A 20692-nucleotide genomic window follows, 5' to 3' on the forward strand; every position below is an offset into this window, starting at 1 on the left:
TTTCGGTTTCCGGTCAATTTTCGCAGTGCTGAACTGCACGAGTTTGTAAGTCGGAGGTTTTTTCGTATGACCAATTCTTTGCAACCTGCATATGCTCTGGTCCCGGGTGCGAACCTGGAGGCCTATGTGCACACCGTCAACAGCATTCCATTGCTGTCGCCGGAGCAGGAGCGTGAACTGGCCGAGAGTCTCTATTATGAGCAGGATTTGGGGGCGGCTCGGCAGATGGTGCTCGCCCACCTGCGTTTTGTCGTACATATCGCCCGTAGCTATTCCGGCTACGGCCTGGCTCAGGCTGACCTGATCCAGGAAGGCAACGTCGGCCTGATGAAGGCCGTGAAGCGCTTCAACCCGGAAATGGGCGTGCGCCTGGTGTCCTTTGCCGTGCACTGGATCAAGGCGGAAATCCACGAGTTCATCCTGCGCAACTGGCGCATCGTGAAAGTCGCGACCACCAAGGCCCAGCGCAAGTTGTTCTTCAACCTGCGCAGCCAGAAGAAGCGTCTGGCCTGGCTGAACAACGAAGAAGTCCATCGCGTAGCGGAAAGCCTGGGTGTAGAGCCTCGGGAAGTACGCGAGATGGAAAGCCGCCTGACCGGCCATGACATGGCCTTCGACCCGGCTGCCGAAGCGGACGACGACAGTGCATTCCAGTCGCCGGCCAACTATCTGGAAGACCACCGGTACGATCCGGCCCGTCAACTGGAAGATGCCGACTGGAGCGACAACTCCAACCACAACCTGCACGAAGCGCTGGAAGTGCTGGACGACCGCAGCCGTGACATCCTCTACCAGCGCTGGCTGGCGGAAGAAAAAGCCACGCTGCACGACCTTGCGCAGAAGTACAACGTGTCGGCCGAGCGTATTCGTCAGCTTGAGAAAAGCGCGATGAACAAGCTCAAGTTGTCGATCGCTGCGTAACTGGCGAGCAGGCAATAAAAAACGCCCCGATCATTGATCGGGGCGTTTTTGTTTGTGCCTACTATTCCTGATTCGCGCCCCAATCCCTTTAGGAGCGAGCCTGCTCGCGATGGTCGTGAACGATAACGCGTAAAGCCAGATGCCCAGCGGTGCCCTTGGGTTTTTCGCGAGCGGGCTCGCTCCTACAGGGGAAGGTGTCTTTTTATTGGGCCCAAGGCGCCCGGCGCGAATCGTTCAGCCCGACCAGATAGCTGTCGCCACCTAACTGGCTCATCTGTCGCCGAATCCAGCCTGCGCGTCGCGCCACGTAAGCGGTCGGATGGCTCGCACTCCACACGCGAGGGTTGGGCAGTACAGCGGCCAACAAACTCGATTGCTGACGGCTGAGGTTCCTGGCGCTCACGCCAAAATGATGCCGGGCCGCCGCTTCGGCGCCAAACACGCCGTCATCCCACTCGACACTGTTGAGGTACACCTCAAGAATCCGTTGCTTGGGCCAGAACACTTCGATCAGTCCGGTGAACCAGGCTTCCAGGCCTTTGCGCAGCCAGCTGCGGCCAGACCACAGGAACAGGTTTTTCGAGACTTGCTGGCTGAGGGTGCTGGCGCCACGGATCGAACCGCCGCGCTCGTTATGGGCAAACGCCGCCTGAATCGCGCCGATATCGAAGCCCCAGTGCTCCGGGAATTTCTGGTCTTCGCCGGCAATCACCGCGACTTTCAGGTCATCGGAGATTTCGTCCCAGGGTTTCCAGGTCCGTTGCAGGTCGATGGGTTCGCCGTCAAACCAGGATTCGATCTTGCGCTCGACCATCAGCGTCGTCCCCGGTGGCGGCACCACGCGAAAGATCAGCACCAGCAATACGCTGCCACCCATGAACCAGAGCACGGCCTTGGAGAAATGACGGAAATAGATACGCAGCATAGAGATGGCTTGGCCGAACCCGTTGAGCGGGCCATTATACAGACCCTTTGGATCGAAACTGACTGGAGTTCTGCATGCTGCGTGGCTTTCTGATGCTGGCCGCTTTTTTCGGCTTCACCGGTGTCGGCCTCGGGGCCTTTGCCGCCCATGGCCTGAAAAACCGTCTGACACCTGAATATCTGACGATTTTTCATACCGGCGTCACTTACCAACTGGTGCACACCCTGGCGCTGCTGGGCGTGGCGCTGCTGGCCACGCAGATTCCCGGCCGTTTGCTCACGTGGGCCGGCGCATCCTTTGCCATCGGCATCCTGCTGTTCTCCGGCAGCCTGTACGTGCTCACGCTGACCGGTATCAGCAAGCTAGGCATCGTCACCCCGTTCGGCGGCCTGGCCTTCCTCGCGGGCTGGCTCTGCCTGGGCCTCGCCGCCTGGCGCTTGCCGCTGACCACTTGACGCTTATTGCTGACCTTTAGGTCACGATCGGGCTAGAATGCCAGCCCCTAAAAATGATGGCGGCATCCGGCATGCGCATTCAGTTGAACGGCGAATCCTTTGAACTGCCCGACGGTGAAACCGTTGCGGCCCTGCTGACCCGTCTGGACCTGACCGGACGCCGGGTGGCGGTCGAACTCAATCTGGATATCGTCCCGCGCAGTCAGCACGCAGACACCACGTTGAACGACGGCGACAACGTCGAAGTGGTGCACGCCATCGGCGGCGGCTAGCAGCCTCGCCCCAGTGGCCACAGAATTCTGCAAGTACCTCACCCCTACAGAGGATTTCCCATGAGCATCGTTCGCAGCGACAAGCCTTTCGTCCTGGCCGGTCGTACTTACCAGTCGCGTTTGCTGGTCGGTACCGGCAAGTACCGTGACATGGAAGAAACCCGCCTGGCCATCGAAGCCTCGGGTGCCGAGATCGTCACCTTCGCCGTGCGCCGCACCAACCTTGGCCAGATCGAGGGCGAGCCGAACCTGCTCGAAGTGCTGTCGCCGGATCGCTACACCTTCCTGCCGAACACCGCCGGTTGCTATGACGCTATCGAGGCTGTGCGCACCTGCCGCCTGGCTCGTGAGCTGCTCGATGGCCACAACCTGGTCAAGCTGGAAGTGCTGGCGGATCAGAAAACCCTGTTCCCCAACGTGATCGAAACCCTGAAGGCCGCCGAAACGCTGGTCAAGGAAGGCTTCGACGTGATGGTCTACACCAGTGATGATCCGATCATCGCCCGTCAGTTGGCGGAAATCGGTTGCATCGCGGTGATGCCGCTGGCCGGTCTGATCGGCTCCGGTTTGGGGATCTGCAATCCATATAACCTGCAGATCATCCTCGAAGAAGCCAAGATCCCGGTGCTGGTGGATGCTGGTGTCGGTACTGCTTCCGACGCCACTATCGCCATGGAACTGGGTTGTGATGCCGTGCTGATGAACTCGGCCATCGCCCACGCCCAGCAGCCGGTCATGATGGCCGAAGCCATGAAACACGCGATCGTCGCAGGCCGCCTGGCCTACCTCGCCGGCCGCATGCCGAAAAAACTCTATGCCAGCGCCTCTTCGCCGCTGGATGGTCTGATCAAGTAAGAGCCATTGATGACTGAATCGAACGACACGCCTATCCAGACGGAAGAAGGCGACGAGCGCCAACACCGCCGCATCAAGAGTTTCGTGATGCGCGCCGGGCGCATGACCGAAGGCCAGCAAAAGGGCCTGGAGCAGGGCACTCCGCTGTTCGTGCTGCCGCTGGCCGACGCGCCGGTGGATTTCGACCAGGTGTTCGGTCGCTCGGCACCGCGCTCGCTGGAAATCGGTTTCGGCATGGGCCATTCGCTGCTGGAAATGGCAGCGGCTGCGCCGGATCAGGATTTCATTGGCGTTGAGGTTCACCGTCCGGGTGTCGGTGCGCTGCTCAATGGCGTGCTGACACAAGGCCTGACCAACCTGCGGGTCTACGATTGCGATGCGATCGAAGTGCTCAACCGCTGCGTGGCCGATAACAGCCTCGATCGCCTGATGCTGTTTTTCCCGGACCCGTGGCACAAGAGCCGTCACCACAAGCGTCGTATCGTTCAGGCGTCCTTCGCTGAGTTGGTGCGCAGCAAGTTGAAGGTTGGGGGCATTCTGCACATGGCCACCGACTGGGAACCGTACGCCGAATACATGCTGGAAGTGATGAACGTCGCGCCGGGTTACCGCAACCTCGCCGAAGACGGCAAGTGCGTACCACGCCCGGCCGAGCGCCCGATCACCAAGTTCGAACGCCGTGGCGAACGTCTTGGGCATGGGGTGTGGGATCTGAAGTTCGAGAAGCTGGCTTAACACTTACACGGTAAAAAAATGTGGGAGCGGGCTTGCTCGCGAAGGCGTCGTGTCAGTCGACATTAATGTTGTCTGATACACCGCTTTCGCGAGCAAGCCCGCTCCCACAGTTGTTTTAGGGTGTGGCTGAGATCAGCGGCGGTCAGCGACCACGCCAATCAACACCAGCACCACCAGCAAAACCGGCGCCAGGCTGTAGTTGTTGAACTGGCTCAAGCCGCGCACGACCCAAGGCGTGGCATAGATCAGTGCCGCACCGCTACCAACCATGCACAGCAGTGACATCAGCGGTACGCGCAAGGCGCCGGCGATGCTGCCCAGGCGTTGCTCGACCCAGCCTTTGAAATCCGCACCAAACAGCACCAGCAGGCAGCCCACCAGGGCCAGGGCGATTTCCGAGAGGTTGCTGCGGCTCCAGCGAGACACGGTGGCAAGCAGGTCGAGTACCAAATCCATTCGATTTCCTTATGTCAGAAATTTCTGCAGCAAGTCGTTGAGGAAGAGTTGTCCGCGCTCGGTGGCTACCAGACGTGAAGGTTCGACCCGCAACAGGCCGCTTTGTTCGGCTTCACGGCGGCCTTCAGCGAGGCTTTCCAGCGTCATGCCGGTACGTTCCGGGTACAGCCGCGATTCGACGCCTTCAGTCAGGCGCAGCGCGTTCATCAGGAACTCGAACGGCATCTCTTCATTGGTTAGCGCTTTCTCGCCGGCCTTAAAGCTTTTCGCCGGATTCAGGTAATCCTTGGGCAGGCGGGTCTTCCAGGTGCGAATGATGCGCCCGTCCGGATGGCTGAGCTTGCCATGGGCGCCGGCGCCGATGCCAATGAAGTCGCCAAAACTCCAGTAATTGAGGTTGTGGCGCGCCGGGCGACCGGGCAGGGCATAGGCCGAGACTTCGTATTGCACGTAACCATGTTCAGCCAGCAGTGCTTGCCCTGCCTCCTGAATGTCCCACAGCGTGTCGTCTTCCGGCAGAGTCGGTGGCTGGTTCCAGAATACTGTGTTCGGTTCCAGGGTCAGTTGATACCACGACAGGTGAGTCGGTTTCAGGGCGATGGCTGTGCGCAGGTCCGCCAAGGCATCGTCCAGGGACTGATTCGGCAAGCCATGCATCAAGTCCAGGTTGAAGTTGTCGAACCCGGCCTGCCGTGCCATACCGGCGGCGCGTACGGCTTCGTCACCGTTATGAATCCGTCCCAGGGCCTCGAGCTTTTCTTGCTGAAAGCTCTGAATACCGATCGACAGGCGATTGATCCCCAGTTTCCGGTACGCCACGAACTTGTCTTGCTCGAACGTCCCCGGATTGGCTTCCAGGGTGATTTCGATGTCGCTGGCAAACGGAATGCGCTGTTCGACGCCTTTGAGCAAGCGACCCAGCGAATCAGCGCTGAACAGGCTTGGCGTGCCGCCACCAAAGAAAATCGAGCTCAGCTCACGACCATAAACGGCGTGCAGGTCCTGATCGAGATCGGCCAGCAATGCGTCGACGTACTCTTCTTCCGGCAGCACGGGGCTGGCGGTGTGGGAGTTGAAGTCGCAATAAGGGCATTTGCGCACGCACCACGGGATGTGGATATACAGCGCCAGCGGCGGCAGCACTGGCAGGGCCGCCCGAGGCGATAGAGCATCGCCGCCGAAGATCAGCGGCGAAGCGGATGATTCACGGGTCATTTCAAGCCCAGACGCTGGCGCAGCAGATCCATTGCACGGGCGCGGTGGCTGATCTGGTTCTTGTCGCCTGGGCTCAGTTCGGCGCTGGAGCAATCGCGCTCCGGCACCCAGAACAGCGGGTCGTAGCCAAAACCGTGTTCGCCGCTGGCCTGGGTCAGGATTCGCCCGTGCCACAAACCTTCGCAGAGAATCGGCAACGGATCATCGGCGTGGCGCACCAGTGCCAGCACGCATACGAACTGCGCGCCACGTTCGGCTTCAGGCACGTCTTTCAACACGTCGAGCAGCTTGGCGTTGTTCGCCGCATCGCCCTTGCCATCGGCATAACGCGCCGAGTAGATACCGGGCGCGCCGCCAAGGAAATCCACCGCCAGCCCGGAATCGTCGGCCAGCGCCGGCAGGCCGGAAATGCGGGCGGCATTGCGGGCCTTGAGGATGGCGTTCTCGACGAACGACAGACCAGTTTCTTCAGGCTCGACGCTGCTGAATTCGCCGATCGAGCGCAGGTGCACCGACTCGCCGAGCATGGCCTGGAGTTCCTTGAGTTTGCCGGCGTTATGGCTGGCCAGTACGAGTTGCGTGAAGTTGATCATTGGCCAGGGAAGAGCTCTTGGTTGAAATTGATGGTGTTGATCTTGTCGCCGGTCTGCACCTTGATGTTGAAGGTGCGGATTTCCTGCTGCGGTACCGGGTATTGGGCGATGTAGTAAATCGCTCCTTGCTCGGTGACCTGCTTGAAGTTCAGTGTGTAGCTTTGGCTGGTCAGGTCTTTGACGGTGCCGCTGACGTCGGCCGCCATCGGCGTGCCGGCCTTGATCACCGAAATGTTGATCACGCCCTGATCCTTGCTGCGGGTCAGCTGGGCGGCCTTGGCAACGTCCGGTAGCAGGTAGGTGGAGTTGAAGGTGTTGTAGTGCACCGTCACGTCGCCGAAGGTTTCCTTGCGTTCGCTCTTGATGGCGTCGGCGGCCATGGCGGTGACGCTCAGGCAGGCAGTGAGTAGAAACAACGCTAGACGACCCATGATCGTTCTCCTTGAAGTAGGGTGGATCAGACCGCGACCTTGTGGTCGGAAAGTCCCGGACTGCTGACGCGGTAGATACCGATCTCACCTAACAGATTAGGCCATAGCTTGCTGGCCCACCCGTGCCGATGCTGTTGATCCACGGCCAGCCGATCAATGACCTTCGCTTCACGTTCGCGACACAAGGCTTCAAAGTCGGCGAAGGTGCAGAAGTGAATGTTCGGCGTGTTGTACCAGGTGTACGGCAGGAACTCGGAAACCGGCATGCGGCCCTTGCTCGCCAGGTACCAGCGGCACCGCCAGTGGCCGAAGTTGGGGAAGGTGATGATGCACTGGCGACCGACGCGCAGCATTTCCTCGAGGATCCTGTCCGGGTAGTGCACCGCTTGCAGCGCCTGGGTCATGACCACGACATCGAAACTGTTGCTGGCAAAGTTGCCCAGGCCCTTGTCCAGGTCCTGTTCGATGACGTTGATGCCCTTGGCCACGCACTCGGCGATATTGTCGGCGTCGTTTTCCAGGCCATAACCGGTGACTTGCTTGTTATCGCGCAGCCAGGTCAGCAGTTCGCCATCGCCGCACCCGAGGTCGAGCACGCGGCTGCCGGCGGGGATCCATTCCTGGATGATTTCCAGATCAGCTCTCATGGCTTTCTCACAACGTAATGCGGTTCATGTAATTGCCGAATGCCTGCAGGTAGCGCGGGATCGGAATCAGGAAGGCGTCGTGGCCTTGCGGAGCGTCGATCTCGAGGTAGCAGACGTCCTTGCGCGCGGCCATCAGTGCGTCCACCAGTTCCCGCGAGCGGGCAGGGGAGAAGCGCCAGTCGGTGGTGAACGACATCACGCAGAACTTGGCCTTGGCGCCTTCAAAGGTTTTTGCCAGGTTATCGTCGAAGTTCGCCGCCGGATCGAAGTAATCGAGCGCTTTGGTCATCAACAGATAGGTGTTGGCATCGAAGCGCCCGGAGAACTCTTCGCCCTGATAGCGCAGGTAGCTTTCCACCTGGAACTCGACGCTGTGGAAGTCGTAGTTGAGCTTCTCGCTCTTGAGCCCGCGGCCGAATTTCTCGCCCATGGAGTCGTCGGACAGGTAGGTGATGTGCCCGACCATCCGCGCCAGCATCAGGCCGCGCTTGGGGATCACGTTGTGTTCCTGGAACGAACCGCCGTGGAATTCCGGGTCGGTGAGGATCGCCTGGCGCGCCACTTCGTTGAACGCGATGTTCTGCGCCGACAGCTTGGGTGCCGAGGCGATGGCCAGGCAGTGACGGATGCGGTCAGGGTAAGTGATGCTCCATTGCATCGCCTGCATGCCGCCGAGGCTGCCGCCGATCACGGCCGCGAACCGGGCGATGCCGAGACGGTCCGCCAGGCGCGCCTGGCTGTGCACCCAGTCTTCCACGGTCAATACCGGAAAGTCGGCGCCGAACGGCTTGCCGGTGTCCGGGTTGATACTGCTCGGGCCGGTGGAACCGTTGCAGCCGCCGAGGTTGTTCAGGCTGACCACGAAGAACTTGCTGGTGTCGATCGGCTTGCCGGGACCGATGCAGCTGTCCCACCAACCGGGTTTGCGGTCGTCGGCGCTGTGGTAGCCGGCGGCGTGGTGATGGCCGGACAGGGCGTGGCAGATCAGCACGGCGTTGCTCGCCGTGGCGTTGAGCGTGCCGTAGGTTTCGTAGATCAGGTCATAGGCCGGGAGCGAGCGACCGCAGGCCAACGCCAGGGGTTCGCTGAAGTGCGCCACTTGCGGCGTCACCAGACCAACAGAATCGGGGGGAAAGGCAGCTGGCATCGACCCTGCTCTCATTGAAATGAGGCGTAAGTCTAAAGACCGCTGGGGTTAGCGGCAAGCAACGATCGGGCCTGATTTCATTCAGCAGAACCGCGGTGCGGCCTTCGCGAGCAAGCCCGCTCCCACAGGATTGATGCGGTCCATGTGGGAGCGAGCTTGCTCGCGATGAACGATGACGCGGTCAGCCTGCGGGACGCACCAGATCAGGCAAGTCCGGCAACTTCTTCGGCGAGCAGATTCGCACCCGTTTCTGCCGGTTCAACTCGCCACTGATCAGGCTGACCTGGCTCTTGGACACGCCAAAGGCCTTGGCCAGAAACGCCATCAGATGCGCGTTGGCCTTGCCCTCGACCGGCGGCGCGGTCAGGCGGATCTTCAGGCGATCGCCGTGCAGCCCGCAGAAGTCATCACTGCGGGCTGCCGGTTGCAGGTGACACTCCAGAATCAGGTCGTCACCGTCCCAGCGAAACCAGCTCACCCGGTCAGATCAACACGCGGAGGATTTGCGGCATCATGGTCATGGCGGCGAGGTTGTTGATCACCAGCATGTCGATCAGCTTGAGTGCCAGGAACGCAAAGATCGGCGACAGATCCAGGCCGCCCAGGCTCGGCAGGAACTTGCGGAACGGCGCCAGGGCCGGTTCGCAGACGTCGTTCACCAGCTCGGCGCCCGGGTTATGGCTGCCCGGGGCGACCCAGGACAGGATCACGCTGATGATCAGGGCGAAGAAGAAAATCTTCATGAACAGCGCGGTCACGCCGATGATCGACCAGATCAGCAATTGCAGCGGGTTGCCGATGGTGCCGTAGGTCAGCAGCAGGGTCAGGGCCATCAGCGCCAGTTGCACCAGGATCGCCAGCACCAGCGAGGACATGTCCAGGCCGAACACGCTCGGGATGATCCGGCGCAGCGGCTTGAGCAGCGGCTGGGTGGCCTTGACGATGAACTGGCAGATCGGGTTGTAGAAGTTCGCCCGCACCAGTTGCAGTACGAAACGCATCAGCACGATCAGCAGGTACAGGCTGCCGAGGGTTTGCAGCACGTAGACTGCTGCGGTGTTCAATCCAATCATGAAAAGCTCCTTATTGACCCAGTTGTTCGGCCATCTCGGCCGAGCGATGCGCGGCAGCGCCGAGTGCTTTTTCGACCAAGGCTTCAAAGCCATTGGCCTGGAACGACTTGATTGCAGCTTCCGTGGTGCCGGCAGGCGAGGTGACACGGCGGCGTAACTCGGCCGCGTCGACGTCGCTGGAGACTGCCATATGTGCGGCGCCCAGGGCGGTTTGCAAGGTCAGTTGCGCAGCGATGTCCGCTGGCAGGCCGAGTTTCACGCCGGCGGCGGTCATGGCCTCGATCAGCAGGAAGAAATACGCCGGGCCCGAGCCGGAAACGGCGGTGACGGCATCCAATTGCTGCTCGTCATTCAGCCATAGGGCGATGCCCACCGCGGACAGCAGTTCCTGGGCCTGCTGACGCTGTTCGGCTGACACTTCGGTTGTTGCGAACAGGCCGCTCGCACCCTGACGCACCAGCGCCGGGGTGTTGGGCATGCAGCGCACGATCGGCTGGGCGCCGAGCCAGTTGTTCATGCTGGCGCAGGTGATGCCTGCGGCAATCGAAACCACCAGTTGATGGGGCTTGAGGCTTGGGCGAATGGCTTCGCACACGGCTTTCATCGCCTGGGGTTTGACCGCCAGCACGACCACGTCGGCACCGTCGATGGCCTGGGCGTTGTCGGCAAAGGTTTCTATGCCGTGTTCAGCGCTCACGCGGGCACGGGTTTCTTCGCCCGGATCGCTGGCGCGGATCTGTGCTGCTTCCAGACCCTTGGCCCGCAGGCCGCCGATCAGACTGGCGGCCATGTTGCCGGCACCGATAAAGGCAATGCGTGTCTTGCTCATGTCAGGTCCTTATAAAGAGAAGAGTCAGCCATTTTTCAAGGCTGGCCGTAGTCGCGGGCGCCAAACAGGGCGGTACCGATCCGCACCCAAGTGGCGCCTTGGGCGATGGCCGATTCGAGATCGTGGCTCATGCCCATGGAAAGTGTGTCGAGCGGCAGGTTCAGGCTGGCTTGCAGGCTTTGCACGGTAGCGAAAGCGGCATCCTGGGTGGCGCGATCTTCCGTCGGCTCGGGGATTGCCATCAACCCGCGCAGTTTCAGGCGCGGCAGGGCGCAGATGGCGTTGGCCAGGGCCGGCAGATCGGCCGGGGTGCAGCCGGACTTGCTGGCCTCGCCGCTGACATTGACCTGAATGCAGATGTTCAAGGGCGGCAAATCGGCGGGACGTTGTTCGGACAGCCGCTGTGCGATTTTCAGGCGATCCACGGAATGTACCCAGTCGAAGTGCTCGGCGATAGCGCGAGTCTTGTTCGATTGAATGGGGCCGATGAAGTGCCAGATCAAGGGCAGGTCGGCCAGTTCGAGTTGCTTGCCCAACGCTTCCTGAAGGTAGTTCTCGCCAAAGTCGCGCAGGCCGGCGGCGTAGGCTTCACGCAGGTCTTGAGCGGGTTTGGTCTTGCTCACAGCCAGCAACTGGACGCTGTTTTCGGCGCGGTTCGCGGCAAGTGTTGCGGCATGTATGCGCGAACTAACCTGAAGAATGTTGTCTGCTATGGTGGACATCAAGAGGCGCCAGCGGTCTGAAGGTTCGCGGCATTCTACTGGAATTGAGAGGCGCTATGGATATCACTGAGCTGCTGGCATTCAGCGCCAAACAGGGGGCATCCGATCTGCACTTGTCCGCCGGCCTGCCGCCGATGATTCGCGTCGACGGTGATGTGCGACGCATTAATCTGCCGGCCCTGGATCACCAACAGGTGCAGACTCTGATCCATGCCATCATGAATGACGCCCAGCGGGTGGAGTTCGAAAAACATCTGGAAACCGACTTTTCCTTTGAAGTACCCGGCGTGGCGCGTTTTCGGGTCAATGTGTTCAACCAGAACCGTGGCGCGGGCGCGGTGTTTCGCACCATCCCGGCGAAAGTGCAGAGCATGGATGAACTGGGCATGGGCGACGTGTTCCGCAAGATGACCGACGCTCCCCGTGGCCTGGTGCTGGTAACCGGCCCGACCGGTTCCGGTAAGTCCACCACGCTGGCGGCGATGATCGATTACCTCAATACCCATCGTCATCACCACATCCTCACCATCGAAGACCCCATCGAGTTCGTTCACGAGTCGCGCAAATGCCTGATCAATCAGCGTGAAGTCCATCGTGATACCCGTAGTTTCGCCACCGCCTTGCGTTCGGCGCTGCGGGAAGACCCGGATGTGATCCTGGTGGGGGAGATGCGCGATCTGGAAACCATTCGCCTGGCGTTGACCGCGGCCGAAACCGGCCATCTGGTGTTCGGCACGCTGCACACCACGTCGGCGGCGAAAACCATCGACCGGGTGGTCGATGTGTTTCCGGGGGACGAGAAGTCGATGGTGCGCTCGATGCTCTCCGAGTCGCTGCTGGCGGTGGTGTCCCAGACCCTGGTGAAGAAAATCGGCGGCGGACGCATCGCGGCCCACGAGATCATGCTGGGAACATCGGCGATCCGGAACCTGATCCGCGAGGACAAGGTGGCGCAGATGTACTCGGCGATTCAGTCGGGAGGGTCGTTGGGGATGCAGACGCTGGATATGAGCTTGAAGGACCTGGTGACCAAGGGGTTGGTCAGTCGTGACCATGCGCGGGAGAAGGCGCGGTCGCCGGATAATTTTTGAGGAGGATTTGAGGTGCTTTCAAGGGCCTCTTCGCGAGCAAGCCCGCTCCCACATGGACTGCATCAATCCTGTGGGAGCGAGCTTGCTCGCGATGGGGTCATCATGTTCGATGCAGATTCAGGGCGCTGAAATCAGCGCTGAACAACCCGCAACGCATTCTGTTCTTTCGGCAGAACCCGCTTGGCAACCACGTAGTGGTTTTCCCAGTACGGTTTCTTCAAAGTGTCGATGGACACCGACTTGCCACGACGTGGTGCGTGGATGAAGCGGTCGTTACCCAGGTAAATGGCAACGTGATTGACCCGACGACTCTTGATGTTGAAGAAAATCAGGTCGCCCGGCTTCAGGTCGTTGCGATCGACTTTCTCCCCATGACCGCTGGCCATGGCGTTGGAGGTGCGTGGCAGGTCGAACGTGGCGTCGTTGAACGCGTATTTCACCAGGCCGCTGCAATCGAAGCCTTTGCTTGGGCTGCTGCCGCCCCAACGATAAGGGGTACCGAGGACGTTCACGGCGCGGCTAAGCACGTCGCTGCTTTCCTTGGTGCCCATCGGTGGAACCAGGCCGCTTTTGCTGCTGGCCAGGCTTGGAGCATATTTAGCGGATTTCTTGTCTTTGCTCGAAGGAGCAGAGGCATGGGATTTTGGGGTGTAACCATTAACGTTTGGAAGACGTTGCTCACGATTGGTGGCGTGGGCGGCCAGTGGCATCAAAAGGCAAATGGTTAGCCATGTCTTGAAAAATGAACGCATTAGGCAAGGCTCTTAATAGGTTAGCGCGCAACTTTATAACAGCTTTTTTGCCGCTTCCGAGGCCGTTGGTCGATTCAATCCGGGGGGCAATGGTGGCAAAAAAGCGGCAAAATGGTGCAATTGTCGGACAGGAGTCCGGTGTTACAAGGCTTTGACGGGAGTGAAGGTAGCACTTGCCATACGTCGGGTGCCTGTAAAAAAGTCACAAAGAATTAAAGAATATTTATCTATCGTGTGAATCGAGGTCATTCATGAACCCCTATCAACAGGCTGTCCAGCAGCAAGACACCCACAGCAAAGTGATCGGTTACCTGCTGTGGATTTTCGGTTTTACCGGGGCTCACCGCTTCTATTACGGCAGGCCGGTGACCGGGACGATCTGGTTCTTCACCTTCGGCTTGCTGGGGATCGGTTGGCTGATCGACCTTTTCTTGATCCCGTCCATGGACCGTGAAGCGGACCTGCGGTTCACCGCAGGCCCCGTCGAATACAACGTGGCGTGGATCCTGCTGACGTTTCTCGGGGTGTTCGGCGTGCACCGGATGTATCAGGGGAAATGGATCAGCGGGTTGCTATACCTGTTGACGGGCGGGTTGTTCTTTCTCGGGGTGCTGTATGACTTCTGGACGTTGAATGACCAGGTTTCTGTGCGTAATGCGCAGAACAGAGGCGCCTTCTAAATCGTCTTCGCGAGCAAGCCCGCTCCCACATTTGATCTTTGGTGTTCACAAATACTGTGTTCATCGCAGAACCAATGTGGGAGCGGGCTTGCTCGCGAATGCAGGCGACGCGGTCTTAAGCCTGGTGGCTGATCCGTCCATCCACCAGGGTGTAACGCACCACACCCGGCAGGCTATGGCCAATGAACGGGCAGTTTTCGCCCTTGGACAGCCATGTTTCACCGGCCACGGTCGAGGCCGCAGGGTCGAACAGCACGATGTCCGCCGCGCCACCTACCGCCAGTTTGCCTGCCGGCAGGCGCAGGGCCTCTGCAGGGCCGACGCTCAAGCGCTTGATCAGTGTCGGCAGGTCCAGCAAGCCGTCTTCGACCAGGGTCATTGCCAGTGGCAATAGCAGTTCAACGCTACTGATGCCCGGCTCGGTCGCACCGAACGGTGCCAGTTTGGCGTCACGCTCATGGGGTTGGTGATGACTGGAGATGGCCGAGATCACGCCCGACTTCACCGCTGCGCGCAGGCCGTCGCGGTCGGCGCGGGTGCGTAGCGGTGGCTGGACGTGATACAGGCTGCTGAAGTCGATCAGGGCTTCGTCGGTCAGGATCAGCTGGTACAGGGCGACATCCGCTGTCACCTTCAGGCCCCGGGCCTGGGCCTGGGCGATCAACTCTACGCCGCGTGCGCTGGTGAGCTGGCTGAAGTGCGCGCGCACGCCGGTCTGTTCAACCAGCAGCAGATCCCGGGCCAGGGCGACGGTTTCAGCGCTTTCCGGGATGCCCGGCAGACCAAGGAAGCTGGCGGTCGGGCCTTCGTGAGCCAGGCCGCCCTCGGCCAGGTCGTAATCCTGGGAGTTGAAAATCACCGTCAGGTCGAAAGTCGCTGCGTAGTCCAGCGCGCGGCACAGGGTGCGGGTGTTGCGGAAACTCTCCAGGCCGTTGCCGAAGGCCACGCAACCGGCATCGCGCAATGCTACGAGCTCTGCCAGCTGTTCACCGTCCAGGCCTTTGCTCAGGGCGCCGATCGGGAAGACTTTGGTGTTGCCGGCCTCGCGGGCACGGTCGAGGATCAGTTCGGCCACCGCCGAGGTGTCCAGCACCGGTTTGGTCTTTGGCGGGCAGCACAGACTGGTCACGCCGCCAGCCGCCGCCGCGCGGGTTTCGCTGACAATCGAGCCTTTGCGGCTGTAACCCGGCTCGCGCAGGGCAACGTTGAGGTCGACCAGGCCGGGAGCGGCCACCAGGCCTTTGGCGTCAATCGTGTCGACGGCGACAAAACCGGCTGGCGCCGCGCCAAGGGCGACGACTTTGCAGGCTTCAATGTGGATATCGGTCACTTGATCCAGGCCGCTGGCCGGATCGATCACGCGGGCGCCGAGAATGCTGAGCTTCACTGGGCTTTCTCCTGCTCGAATTGGCCTTGCTCGAATTGGCGTTGCGCAGTCTGCCCGCTCATGGCCATGGACAGTACCGCCATACGAATGGCGATCCCGTAGGTCACCTGGTTGAGGATCACCGAGTGCGGGCCGTCGGCCACCGCAGACTCGATTTCCACGCCACGGTTGATCGGCCCCGGGTGCATCACGATGGCATCGGGCTTGGCGCCGGCCAGGCGCGCGGTGGTCAGGCCGAACAGGCGGTAGAACTCGCCTTCGCTCGGCAACAGGCCGCCGGTCATGCGTTCACGCTGCAGGCGCAACATGATCACCACGTCAACGTCCTTCAGGCCTTCGGTCATGTCGGTGTAGACCTTCACGCCGTATTGCTCGATGCCGATCGGCAGCAGGGTTTTCGGCGCAATCACGCGAATATCCGGGCAACCCAGGGTTTTCAGGGCCAGCATGTTCGAACGCGCAACCCGCGAGTGCAGGATGTCACCGACGATGGCCACCGAAAGGTTTTCGAACCCGCCCTTGTGCCGGCGGATGGTGAGCATGTCGAGCATGCCCTGGGTCGGGTGAGCGTGCCGGCCGTCACCGCCGTTGATGATCGCCACTTGTGGGCAAACATGTTCGGCGATGAAGTGCGCGGCACCCGAATCGCCGTGGCGCACGACGAACATGTCGGCAGCCATGGCTTCCAGGTTGCGCAGGGTGTCGAGCAGGGTTTCGCCCTTGCTTGCCGACGATGTCGACACGTTGAGGGTGATCACGTCCGCCGAGAGGCGCTGGGCCGCCAGTTCGAAGGTGGTACGGGTACGGGTGGAGTTCTCGAAGAACACGTTGCACACGGTCTTGCCGCGCAGCAGCGGGACTTTCTTCACGGCCCGGGCGCCGACTTCAAGGAAGGAGTCGGCAGTGTCGAGGATTTCCGTCAACAGTTCGCGGCGCAAACCGTCGAGCGAGAGGAAGTGGCGCAGCTGGCCCTGATCATTGAGCTGCAGCGGGCGCTTGGTTTCTAGAGGCGTCATCGCAAGGGGGACTCTCAATAGGGCGAATTAAAGGGCGAGGTCTTGCAGTTCGAGCGCGAGCTCGGGACCGGACAGCTTCACCCGTTCGTGGGCCGCCAGCGACAGGGTCGCGCCAACCACGTTCGGGCGGATCGGCAGTTCGCCGGCGTCCAGGTCCAATAGGCACACCAGCGTTACGCTGGCCGGGCGGCCGTAGTCGAAAAGTTCGTTCATGGCGGCGCGGATGGTCCGGCCGCTCATCAGCACGTCGTCGATCAGCACCAGGTGCTGGCCTTCGATCTCGAACGGCAACGCCGAAGGGCGAACCTGCGGGTGCAGGCCGTTCTGGCTGAAGTCGTCGCGGTAGAAGGACACGTCCAGGGTGCCGAGGGGGGCATTGCTGCCCAGCTCGTTGAGCAGAGCCTGGGCCACCCAGACGCCGCCGGTGCGGATGCCGATGAAACGCGGGTCGCTGATGCCTCGTTTGGCCAGATAGGCGTCAAGTCGGGTCGCCATCTGGCTGATCAGTTCGGCGGGATTGGGCAGGCTCATGGTTGCTCCTTCTTGGGCCCGAGCCAGCCTGTGCGGGAAGTGGCTCGGGTTGTAGCTAAGAGAGACGCACAGCGGCTCTTCAGGATTCAAACAGTGCGGTGTTTTCGTCGAGCCAGCCTTGCAGCAGCAGAGCGGCGGCGATGGCATCGACCGGGTTGTCGCGGTAACTGCCTTTCTGGCCGCCACGAGCCAGGCGTTCGCCCTTGGCCTCGAAGGTGGTCAGGCGTTCATCGTGGGTATAGAAGGGCAAATTGAAGCGGCCGTTCAGGCGCCGGGCGAACTTTTCCGCGCGGGCGCACATGTCGCTGGGCGTACCGTCCATGTTCAACGGCAGGCCGACCACCACGGCATCGGGTTTCCACTCTTTTATGAGGGCTTCGACCTGGTTCCAGTCAGGAATGCCATTCTGCGCCTTCAGGGTGCACAGCTCGCGGGCCTGACCGGTAATCACCTGGCCGACCGCAACGCCGATCTGTTTGGTGCCGTAGTCAAAACCCAGAATCAGCTTCAGGGCCATCAGGCGTGCCCCGCCTGACTGGTCAGCAGGCTGAGGTTGACGCCCAGGTGCTTGGCTGCCGCTTCCAGACGCAGTTCGCTGCTGGTGTTGAACAGGATGTCCGCGTCGAACGGGCAGTTCAGCCAGGCGTTCTGCGCCAGTTCGGCCTCCAGTTGCCCGGCTTCCCAACCGGCGTAGCCGAGGGCGATCAGGCTTTTTGCCGGGCCGACGCCGTCAGCGATGGCGAACAGCACGTCCTGGGAGGTCGACAGGGCCAACTCGTCTTCCAGATCAACGGTCGCCTGGAAACTCTGGCCCTTGGGGTGAAGGACGAAACCGCGATCAGTCTGAACCGGGCCACCGATGAAGATCGGTACATGCTGGCAGAGCGCTGGAGGTTCGATTTCCGGGCGCAATTGCTCAAGGATATCGGCCAGGTTCAGATCTTGCGGACGGTTGACCACCAGCCCCATGGCGCCATTGGCCGTGTGCTCGACGATGTAGGTCAAGGTGTGCGCAAAGTTCGGGTCGGCCATGTGCGGCATGGCGATCAGGAATTGATGCTTGAGGTAGCTGGGGCTGACGTTTTTCATGACCGCTAGTGTGGCGTTCGAGGGGCGAACTGACAAGCTGGGGATGCCGCAATTTGGCTGTCGACACGGATCAAATGTGGGAGCGGGCTTGCTCGCGAAGACGTCGTGTCAGTCTACATCTATATTGATTGACCGACCGCATTCGCGAGCAAGCCCGCTCCCACAGGGGGTTTGCTGTGAATCAATTGCTTGAGAGTCTATCCCCTCGGGCAAATTTCCAGGTGCGGATGATCTCCAGCCGGTCAATATCCGACAAGTCCCCGGTAAACGGTGCAAACGGTGCCGCCAGCCGGACGATCCGTTGCGCCGCCTGGTCCAGCAGCGGCTGGCCTGAAGATTCCAGCACCAGTACTTCATACAACGAGCCATCACGGTTGATCGACACCATCAAACGCAAGTTGCCGTAGATCTGTTTGCGCCGCGCTTCATCGGGGTAGTTGAGGTTGCCGATGCGCTCGACTTTCTTGCGCCATTCGTCCTTGTACCAGGCGCCCTTGTCGCGCATGGTCGAGGCCGCGCTCAAGCGGTGAATGCGCGGGCGCTTGGCGTACAGCTGTTGTTCGGCGGCCAGTTCCGCTTCCAGGCTGGCGATGTCGCTGGACAGTTGCTCGCTGTCGAACGTCGGCGCCTGGACCTGGGTTTTTACCTCGGTCTTGGGCTCCTCGGTCTTGGCGGGGGCTTTTTTCGGCTTCGGCGCCACGGTGGTCACGGCAGCCTTGGGCGGGGCTTCCTGCACTTCAGGCTTGGCAGCCGGCGGTGGCGTGACTTTTTGTACCTTGTTGTCCTGGAACGGCGCGACCTCGGTGGTCTTGGGAATCGCCTTTTTATCCAGGGTGCCGCTACCTTGCTGATTCTCCTGGGCCAGGAAATCGGCTTTCTCGGGCTTTTTTTCGCTTTTGAAGGTGGCGAGGGTGATTTCCAGGGTTTTGCTGATCTGCTTGGGCTCGACCACTGCAAACCCGACACCCAACAGCAAGGCCAGGTGGATCAGCGCTGCCAGAAACAGGGTAAAACCGAGGCGATCGACCGGGCGCACGCCACGGTGGGCGAGTTCGGCAGGCAGATCGGACGGGAGTGTCATGACAAGGAAACCAACATCGCGTTTTCACAGGCCGCGCATGATAACGCAATGTTGGTTTGGCTAATCAACGTGCCTTGAGCTTCTGATCGATGGCATCCATCAGCATGCCGCCGATGTCGGTGCCAAACGCGTTATCAATCTCGCGAATGCAGGTCGGGCTGGTGACGTTGATCTCGGTCAAGTGCTCGCCGATCACGTCCAGGCCAACGAACAGCAGGCCTTTTTCACGTAAGGTCGGGCCGACTTGCGCGGCGATCCAGCGGTCCTTGTCGGTCAGCGGGCGGGCTTCGCCACGCCCCCCGGCAGCGAGGTTGCCACGGGTTTCGCCCTGGGCCGGAATCCGCGCCAGGCAATAATCCACAGGCTCGCCATCGATCATCAGGATGCGCTTGTCGCCATCCTTGATCGCCGGCAGGTAGGCCTGGCCCATGATCTGCTGGGCGCCGAGGGCGGTCAGGGTTTCGAGGATAACCGACAGGTTCGGATCGCCCGCGCGGTGACGGAAAATCGACGTGCCGCCCATGCCGTCCAGCGGCTTGAGGATCACATCGCCGTGTTTGGCGGCGAACTCACGCAACACGTCGGCGCGGCGGCTGACCACGGTCGGCGGTGTGCACTGCGGGAACAGCGTGGCGAACAGCTTCTCGTTGCAGTCGCGCAGGCTTTGCGGTTTGTTGACCACCAGCACGCCGGCGCGCTCGGCCTGCTCCAGCAAATAGGTGGAGTAGACGAACTCCAGGTCGAACGGCGGATCCTTGCGCATCAGGATCACGTCCAGATCGCTCAGCAGTGCGTCGCTTTCGGCGCCCAGTTCGAACCATTTTTCCGGGTTGGCGAAAACCTGCAACGGACGCATCCGGGCTCGGGCCTGGCCTTCGCCCTGATACAGGTCGCGCTGTTCCATGTAGAACAGCTCCCAGCCACGCTTCTGCGCGGCCAGCAGCATGGCCAGCGAGCTATCCTTTTTATAGGAAATGCTGGCGATAGGGTCCATGACAATCCCGACGCGAACGCTCATGGGTGTTTCCTCGAAATTTGGGGGGCTATTTCGATCTCTGTAGGAGCGAGCTCGCTCGCGATGAACCCGAGAACAACACGCTTATCCAGCCAGCACGCGTTATCGTTGACGGCCATCGCGAGCGAGCTCGCTCCTACAAAAGATCAGCGTATAAAAGTGGCGTCAGAGTGGCGCTGAGTGTGTTCCCGGTCAAGGAAAAACCACCTTGCGGGTCGGCCGATAGATTGGTGTTGGAGACTGTGCTAAAAAGGCTGCCATGTCGTGCCGGCCCTTGAGCACCAAGGGTTTCGAGCCGCGTTAACCGGCAAACGGACAATTTGTTTCGCAAAGGCGACGGTAGAGCATTTTATGGAACAGCACCCCAGCGCCTTGAAGGTCATGGTGATCGACGATTCGAAGACGATCCGTCGCACCGCCGAAACGCTGCTCAAGAACGTGGGTTGTGAGGTCATCACGGCCATCGACGGTTTTGATGCCCTGGCCAAGATTGTCGACAACCATCCCGGCATCATCTTCGTCGACATCATGATGCCGCGCCTGGATGGTTATCAGACCTGCGCCCTGATCAAGAACAACAGCGCGTTCAAGTCCACGCCAGTGATTATGCTGTCGTCCAAGGACGGGCTGTTCGACAAGGCCAAGGGGCGCATCGTCGGCTCCGACCAGTTTTTGACCAAGCCTTTCAGCAAGGAAGAATTGCTTGATGCGATCCAGGCCCATGTTCCTGGCTTCGCCGCCGTTTTGCCGCAGTAGGACACGCACAGTGACGCT

Annotated in this window: 27 protein-coding genes; 8 read left to right on the forward strand and 19 right to left on the reverse strand. The window is 60.8% G+C overall.

Annotated elements, in window-relative coordinates; all coding sequences use genetic code 11:
• Positions 1-66: 66 nt before the first annotated feature.
• The gene (gene rpoH / locus KGB29_RS09185; RefSeq protein WP_007975386.1) at positions 67-921 is read left to right on the forward strand and encodes an RNA polymerase sigma factor RpoH; all 855 of its coding nucleotides are present in this window, start codon (positions 67-69) and stop codon (positions 919-921) included.
• 202 nt (positions 922-1123) lie between these two features.
• Here rpoH and mtgA read toward each other — a convergent pair whose 3' ends face one another.
• Positions 1124-1846 carry a monofunctional biosynthetic peptidoglycan transglycosylase gene (gene mtgA, locus KGB29_RS09190; protein ID WP_057712908.1) on the reverse strand — a complete coding sequence of 241 codons (723 nt, stop codon included), beginning with the start codon at positions 1844-1846 and terminating at the stop codon, positions 1124-1126.
• 74 nt (positions 1847-1920) lie between these two features.
• Here mtgA and KGB29_RS09195 point away from each other — a divergent pair, with 74 nt between their 5' ends.
• From KGB29_RS09195 to trmB, 4 genes are all read left to right on the forward strand, one after another.
• Positions 1921-2301: a DUF423 domain-containing protein gene (locus KGB29_RS09195; RefSeq protein ID WP_057712909.1), complete on the forward strand. Its 381-nt coding sequence runs from the start codon at positions 1921-1923 to the stop codon at positions 2299-2301.
• 71 nt (positions 2302-2372) lie between these two features.
• Positions 2373-2573, forward strand: coding sequence for a sulfur carrier protein ThiS (thiS, locus tag KGB29_RS09200; RefSeq protein ID WP_007953386.1), 201 nt, complete (start codon positions 2373-2375; stop codon positions 2571-2573).
• A 60-nt stretch (positions 2574-2633) separates the two neighbouring features.
• Positions 2634-3428 carry a thiazole synthase gene (locus tag KGB29_RS09205; RefSeq protein WP_007975390.1) on the forward strand — a complete coding sequence of 265 codons (795 nt, stop codon included), beginning with the start codon at positions 2634-2636 and terminating at the stop codon, positions 3426-3428.
• Positions 3429-3437: 9 nt separating this feature from the next.
• Entirely contained in the window at positions 3438-4163 is a 726-nt protein-coding gene (gene trmB / locus KGB29_RS09210; protein ID WP_057712910.1) for a tRNA (guanosine(46)-N7)-methyltransferase TrmB, read from the forward strand.
• Positions 4164-4295: 132 nt separating this feature from the next.
• On the opposite strand, the gene KGB29_RS09215 is transcribed toward trmB, so the two are convergent.
• From KGB29_RS09215 to KGB29_RS09260, 10 genes are all read right to left on the reverse strand, one after another.
• Positions 4296-4619, reverse strand: coding sequence for a DUF3392 domain-containing protein (locus KGB29_RS09215; protein ID WP_102670623.1), 324 nt, complete (start codon positions 4617-4619; stop codon positions 4296-4298).
• Positions 4620-4628: 9 nt separating this feature from the next.
• Positions 4629-5834, reverse strand: a complete 1206-nt coding sequence (gene hemW, locus KGB29_RS09220; protein ID WP_150814822.1) for a radical SAM family heme chaperone HemW — start codon at positions 5832-5834, stop codon at positions 4629-4631.
• A complete protein-coding gene (gene rdgB, locus KGB29_RS09225; RefSeq protein WP_007987823.1) occupies positions 5831-6427 on the reverse strand; it encodes an RdgB/HAM1 family non-canonical purine NTP pyrophosphatase in 597 nt (198 codons plus the stop codon). Before rdgB ends, hemW begins: the two co-directional genes overlap by 4 nt.
• A complete protein-coding gene (locus KGB29_RS09230) occupies positions 6424-6858 on the reverse strand; it encodes a DUF4426 domain-containing protein (protein ID WP_057712913.1) in 435 nt (144 codons plus the stop codon). The genes rdgB and KGB29_RS09230 overlap by 4 nt, the downstream gene beginning before the upstream one ends.
• A 26-nt stretch (positions 6859-6884) precedes the next feature.
• A complete protein-coding gene (metW, locus tag KGB29_RS09235; protein WP_056726485.1) occupies positions 6885-7505 on the reverse strand; it encodes a methionine biosynthesis protein MetW in 621 nt (206 codons plus the stop codon).
• A gap of 7 nt (positions 7506-7512) precedes the next feature.
• A complete protein-coding gene (gene metX / locus KGB29_RS09240) occupies positions 7513-8652 on the reverse strand; it encodes a homoserine O-succinyltransferase MetX (protein ID WP_150814823.1) in 1140 nt (379 codons plus the stop codon).
• A 181-nt stretch (positions 8653-8833) separates the two neighbouring features.
• A complete protein-coding gene (locus KGB29_RS09245; protein ID WP_090451949.1) occupies positions 8834-9130 on the reverse strand; it encodes a DUF167 domain-containing protein in 297 nt (98 codons plus the stop codon).
• A gap of 4 nt (positions 9131-9134) precedes the next feature.
• Positions 9135-9725, reverse strand: coding sequence for a YggT family protein (locus tag KGB29_RS09250; protein ID WP_057712914.1), 591 nt, complete (start codon positions 9723-9725; stop codon positions 9135-9137).
• A gap of 10 nt (positions 9726-9735) precedes the next feature.
• On the reverse strand, positions 9736-10554 hold the full coding sequence (gene proC, locus KGB29_RS09255) for a pyrroline-5-carboxylate reductase (RefSeq protein WP_090451947.1): 819 nt from the start codon (positions 10552-10554) through the stop codon (positions 9736-9738).
• Between the two features lie 35 nt (positions 10555-10589).
• Positions 10590-11276, reverse strand: a complete 687-nt coding sequence (locus KGB29_RS09260) for a YggS family pyridoxal phosphate-dependent enzyme (protein ID WP_057712916.1) — start codon at positions 11274-11276, stop codon at positions 10590-10592.
• Between the two features lie 56 nt (positions 11277-11332).
• Here KGB29_RS09260 and KGB29_RS09265 point away from each other — a divergent pair, with 56 nt between their 5' ends.
• Entirely contained in the window at positions 11333-12367 is a 1035-nt protein-coding gene (locus KGB29_RS09265) for a type IV pilus twitching motility protein PilT (RefSeq protein WP_090451945.1), read from the forward strand.
• A gap of 131 nt (positions 12368-12498) precedes the next feature.
• On the opposite strand, the gene KGB29_RS09270 is transcribed toward KGB29_RS09265, so the two are convergent.
• Positions 12499-13119 carry a C40 family peptidase gene (locus KGB29_RS09270; protein ID WP_057712918.1) on the reverse strand — a complete coding sequence of 207 codons (621 nt, stop codon included), beginning with the start codon at positions 13117-13119 and terminating at the stop codon, positions 12499-12501.
• Between the two features lie 251 nt (positions 13120-13370).
• Here KGB29_RS09270 and KGB29_RS09275 point away from each other — a divergent pair, with 251 nt between their 5' ends.
• Positions 13371-13799, forward strand: a complete 429-nt coding sequence (locus KGB29_RS09275; protein ID WP_057712919.1) for an NINE protein — start codon at positions 13371-13373, stop codon at positions 13797-13799.
• Positions 13800-13914: 115 nt separating this feature from the next.
• Here KGB29_RS09275 and KGB29_RS09280 read toward each other — a convergent pair whose 3' ends face one another.
• The 7 genes from KGB29_RS09280 to gshB all read right to left on the reverse strand — a co-directional run bounded on the left by KGB29_RS09280 (position 13915) and on the right by gshB (position 19921).
• Entirely contained in the window at positions 13915-15186 is a 1272-nt protein-coding gene (locus KGB29_RS09280) for a dihydroorotase (RefSeq protein ID WP_150814824.1), read from the reverse strand.
• Complete coding sequence (locus KGB29_RS09285; protein ID WP_046039254.1) at positions 15183-16202, reverse strand: aspartate carbamoyltransferase catalytic subunit; 1020 nt, start codon at positions 16200-16202, stop codon at positions 15183-15185. Before KGB29_RS09285 ends, KGB29_RS09280 begins: the two co-directional genes overlap by 4 nt.
• A 27-nt stretch (positions 16203-16229) precedes the next feature.
• A complete protein-coding gene (gene pyrR / locus KGB29_RS09290; RefSeq protein WP_102670634.1) occupies positions 16230-16733 on the reverse strand; it encodes a bifunctional pyr operon transcriptional regulator/uracil phosphoribosyltransferase PyrR in 504 nt (167 codons plus the stop codon).
• 79 nt (positions 16734-16812) lie between these two features.
• Positions 16813-17250, reverse strand: coding sequence for a Holliday junction resolvase RuvX (gene ruvX, locus KGB29_RS09295; RefSeq protein ID WP_056726497.1), 438 nt, complete (start codon positions 17248-17250; stop codon positions 16813-16815).
• Positions 17250-17822 (reverse strand): YqgE/AlgH family protein, encoded by a 573-nt coding sequence (locus KGB29_RS09300; RefSeq protein ID WP_057712922.1) that lies wholly within the window; start codon positions 17820-17822, stop codon positions 17250-17252. The genes ruvX and KGB29_RS09300 overlap by 1 nt, the downstream gene beginning before the upstream one ends.
• Positions 17823-18003: 181 nt before the next feature.
• Positions 18004-18903, reverse strand: coding sequence for an energy transducer TonB (locus KGB29_RS09305; protein WP_057712923.1), 900 nt, complete (start codon positions 18901-18903; stop codon positions 18004-18006).
• 64 nt (positions 18904-18967) lie between these two features.
• Positions 18968-19921, reverse strand: a complete 954-nt coding sequence (gene gshB / locus KGB29_RS09310; RefSeq protein WP_150814825.1) for a glutathione synthase — start codon at positions 19919-19921, stop codon at positions 18968-18970.
• 348 nt (positions 19922-20269) lie between these two features.
• Between gshB and pilG the strand changes: the two genes are divergently transcribed.
• Positions 20270-20674 (forward strand): twitching motility response regulator PilG, encoded by a 405-nt coding sequence (gene pilG, locus KGB29_RS09315; RefSeq protein ID WP_090451937.1) that lies wholly within the window; start codon positions 20270-20272, stop codon positions 20672-20674.
• Positions 20675-20692: the final 18 nt, after the last annotated feature.

The sequence above is a fragment of the Pseudomonas sp. BF-B-30 genome (assembly GCF_019956305.1).
Classification (GTDB): Bacteria; Pseudomonadota; Gammaproteobacteria; order Pseudomonadales; family Pseudomonadaceae; genus Aquipseudomonas; species Aquipseudomonas jessenii.

Excerpts from the sequence above, each read along its gene's own strand:
- metW (WP_056726485.1), bottom strand. The coding sequence starts at position 7,505 with ATGAGAGCTGATCTGGAAATCATCCAGGAATGGATCCCCGCCGGCAGC.
- metX (WP_150814823.1), bottom strand. The coding sequence starts at position 8,652 with ATGCCAGCTGCCTTTCCCCCCGATTCTGTTGGTCTGGTGACGCCGCAA.
- hemW (WP_150814822.1), bottom strand. The coding sequence starts at position 5,834 with ATGACCCGTGAATCATCCGCTTCGCCGCTGATCTTCGGCGGCGATGCT.
- mtgA (WP_057712908.1), bottom strand. The coding sequence starts at position 1,846 with ATGCTGCGTATCTATTTCCGTCATTTCTCCAAGGCCGTGCTCTGGTTC.
- KGB29_RS09275 (WP_057712919.1), top strand. The coding sequence starts at position 13,371 with ATGAACCCCTATCAACAGGCTGTCCAGCAGCAAGACACCCACAGCAAA.
- KGB29_RS09285 (WP_046039254.1), bottom strand. The coding sequence starts at position 16,202 with ATGACGCCTCTAGAAACCAAGCGCCCGCTGCAGCTCAATGATCAGGGC.
- thiS (WP_007953386.1), top strand. The coding sequence starts at position 2,373 with ATGCGCATTCAGTTGAACGGCGAATCCTTTGAACTGCCCGACGGTGAA.
- KGB29_RS09270 (WP_057712918.1), bottom strand. The coding sequence starts at position 13,119 with ATGCGTTCATTTTTCAAGACATGGCTAACCATTTGCCTTTTGATGCCA.
- ruvX (WP_056726497.1), bottom strand. The coding sequence starts at position 17,250 with ATGGCCCTGAAGCTGATTCTGGGTTTTGACTACGGCACCAAACAGATC.
- KGB29_RS09195 (WP_057712909.1), top strand. The coding sequence starts at position 1,921 with ATGCTGCGTGGCTTTCTGATGCTGGCCGCTTTTTTCGGCTTCACCGGT.
- pilG (WP_090451937.1), top strand. The coding sequence starts at position 20,270 with ATGGAACAGCACCCCAGCGCCTTGAAGGTCATGGTGATCGACGATTCG.
- proC (WP_090451947.1), bottom strand. The coding sequence starts at position 10,554 with ATGAGCAAGACACGCATTGCCTTTATCGGTGCCGGCAACATGGCCGCC.
- KGB29_RS09260 (WP_057712916.1), bottom strand. The coding sequence starts at position 11,276 with ATGTCCACCATAGCAGACAACATTCTTCAGGTTAGTTCGCGCATACAT.
- KGB29_RS09205 (WP_007975390.1), top strand. The coding sequence starts at position 2,634 with ATGAGCATCGTTCGCAGCGACAAGCCTTTCGTCCTGGCCGGTCGTACT.
- KGB29_RS09300 (WP_057712922.1), bottom strand. The coding sequence starts at position 17,822 with ATGAAAAACGTCAGCCCCAGCTACCTCAAGCATCAATTCCTGATCGCC.
- rdgB (WP_007987823.1), bottom strand. The coding sequence starts at position 6,427 with ATGATCAACTTCACGCAACTCGTACTGGCCAGCCATAACGCCGGCAAA.
- KGB29_RS09305 (WP_057712923.1), bottom strand. The coding sequence starts at position 18,903 with ATGACACTCCCGTCCGATCTGCCTGCCGAACTCGCCCACCGTGGCGTG.
- KGB29_RS09250 (WP_057712914.1), bottom strand. The coding sequence starts at position 9,725 with ATGATTGGATTGAACACCGCAGCAGTCTACGTGCTGCAAACCCTCGGC.
- rpoH (WP_007975386.1), top strand. The coding sequence starts at position 67 with ATGACCAATTCTTTGCAACCTGCATATGCTCTGGTCCCGGGTGCGAAC.
- trmB (WP_057712910.1), top strand. The coding sequence starts at position 3,438 with ATGACTGAATCGAACGACACGCCTATCCAGACGGAAGAAGGCGACGAG.
- gshB (WP_150814825.1), bottom strand. The coding sequence starts at position 19,921 with ATGAGCGTTCGCGTCGGGATTGTCATGGACCCTATCGCCAGCATTTCC.
- KGB29_RS09265 (WP_090451945.1), top strand. The coding sequence starts at position 11,333 with ATGGATATCACTGAGCTGCTGGCATTCAGCGCCAAACAGGGGGCATCC.
- KGB29_RS09215 (WP_102670623.1), bottom strand. The coding sequence starts at position 4,619 with ATGGATTTGGTACTCGACCTGCTTGCCACCGTGTCTCGCTGGAGCCGC.
- KGB29_RS09230 (WP_057712913.1), bottom strand. The coding sequence starts at position 6,858 with ATGGGTCGTCTAGCGTTGTTTCTACTCACTGCCTGCCTGAGCGTCACC.
- pyrR (WP_102670634.1), bottom strand. The coding sequence starts at position 16,733 with ATGAGCCTGCCCAATCCCGCCGAACTGATCAGCCAGATGGCGACCCGA.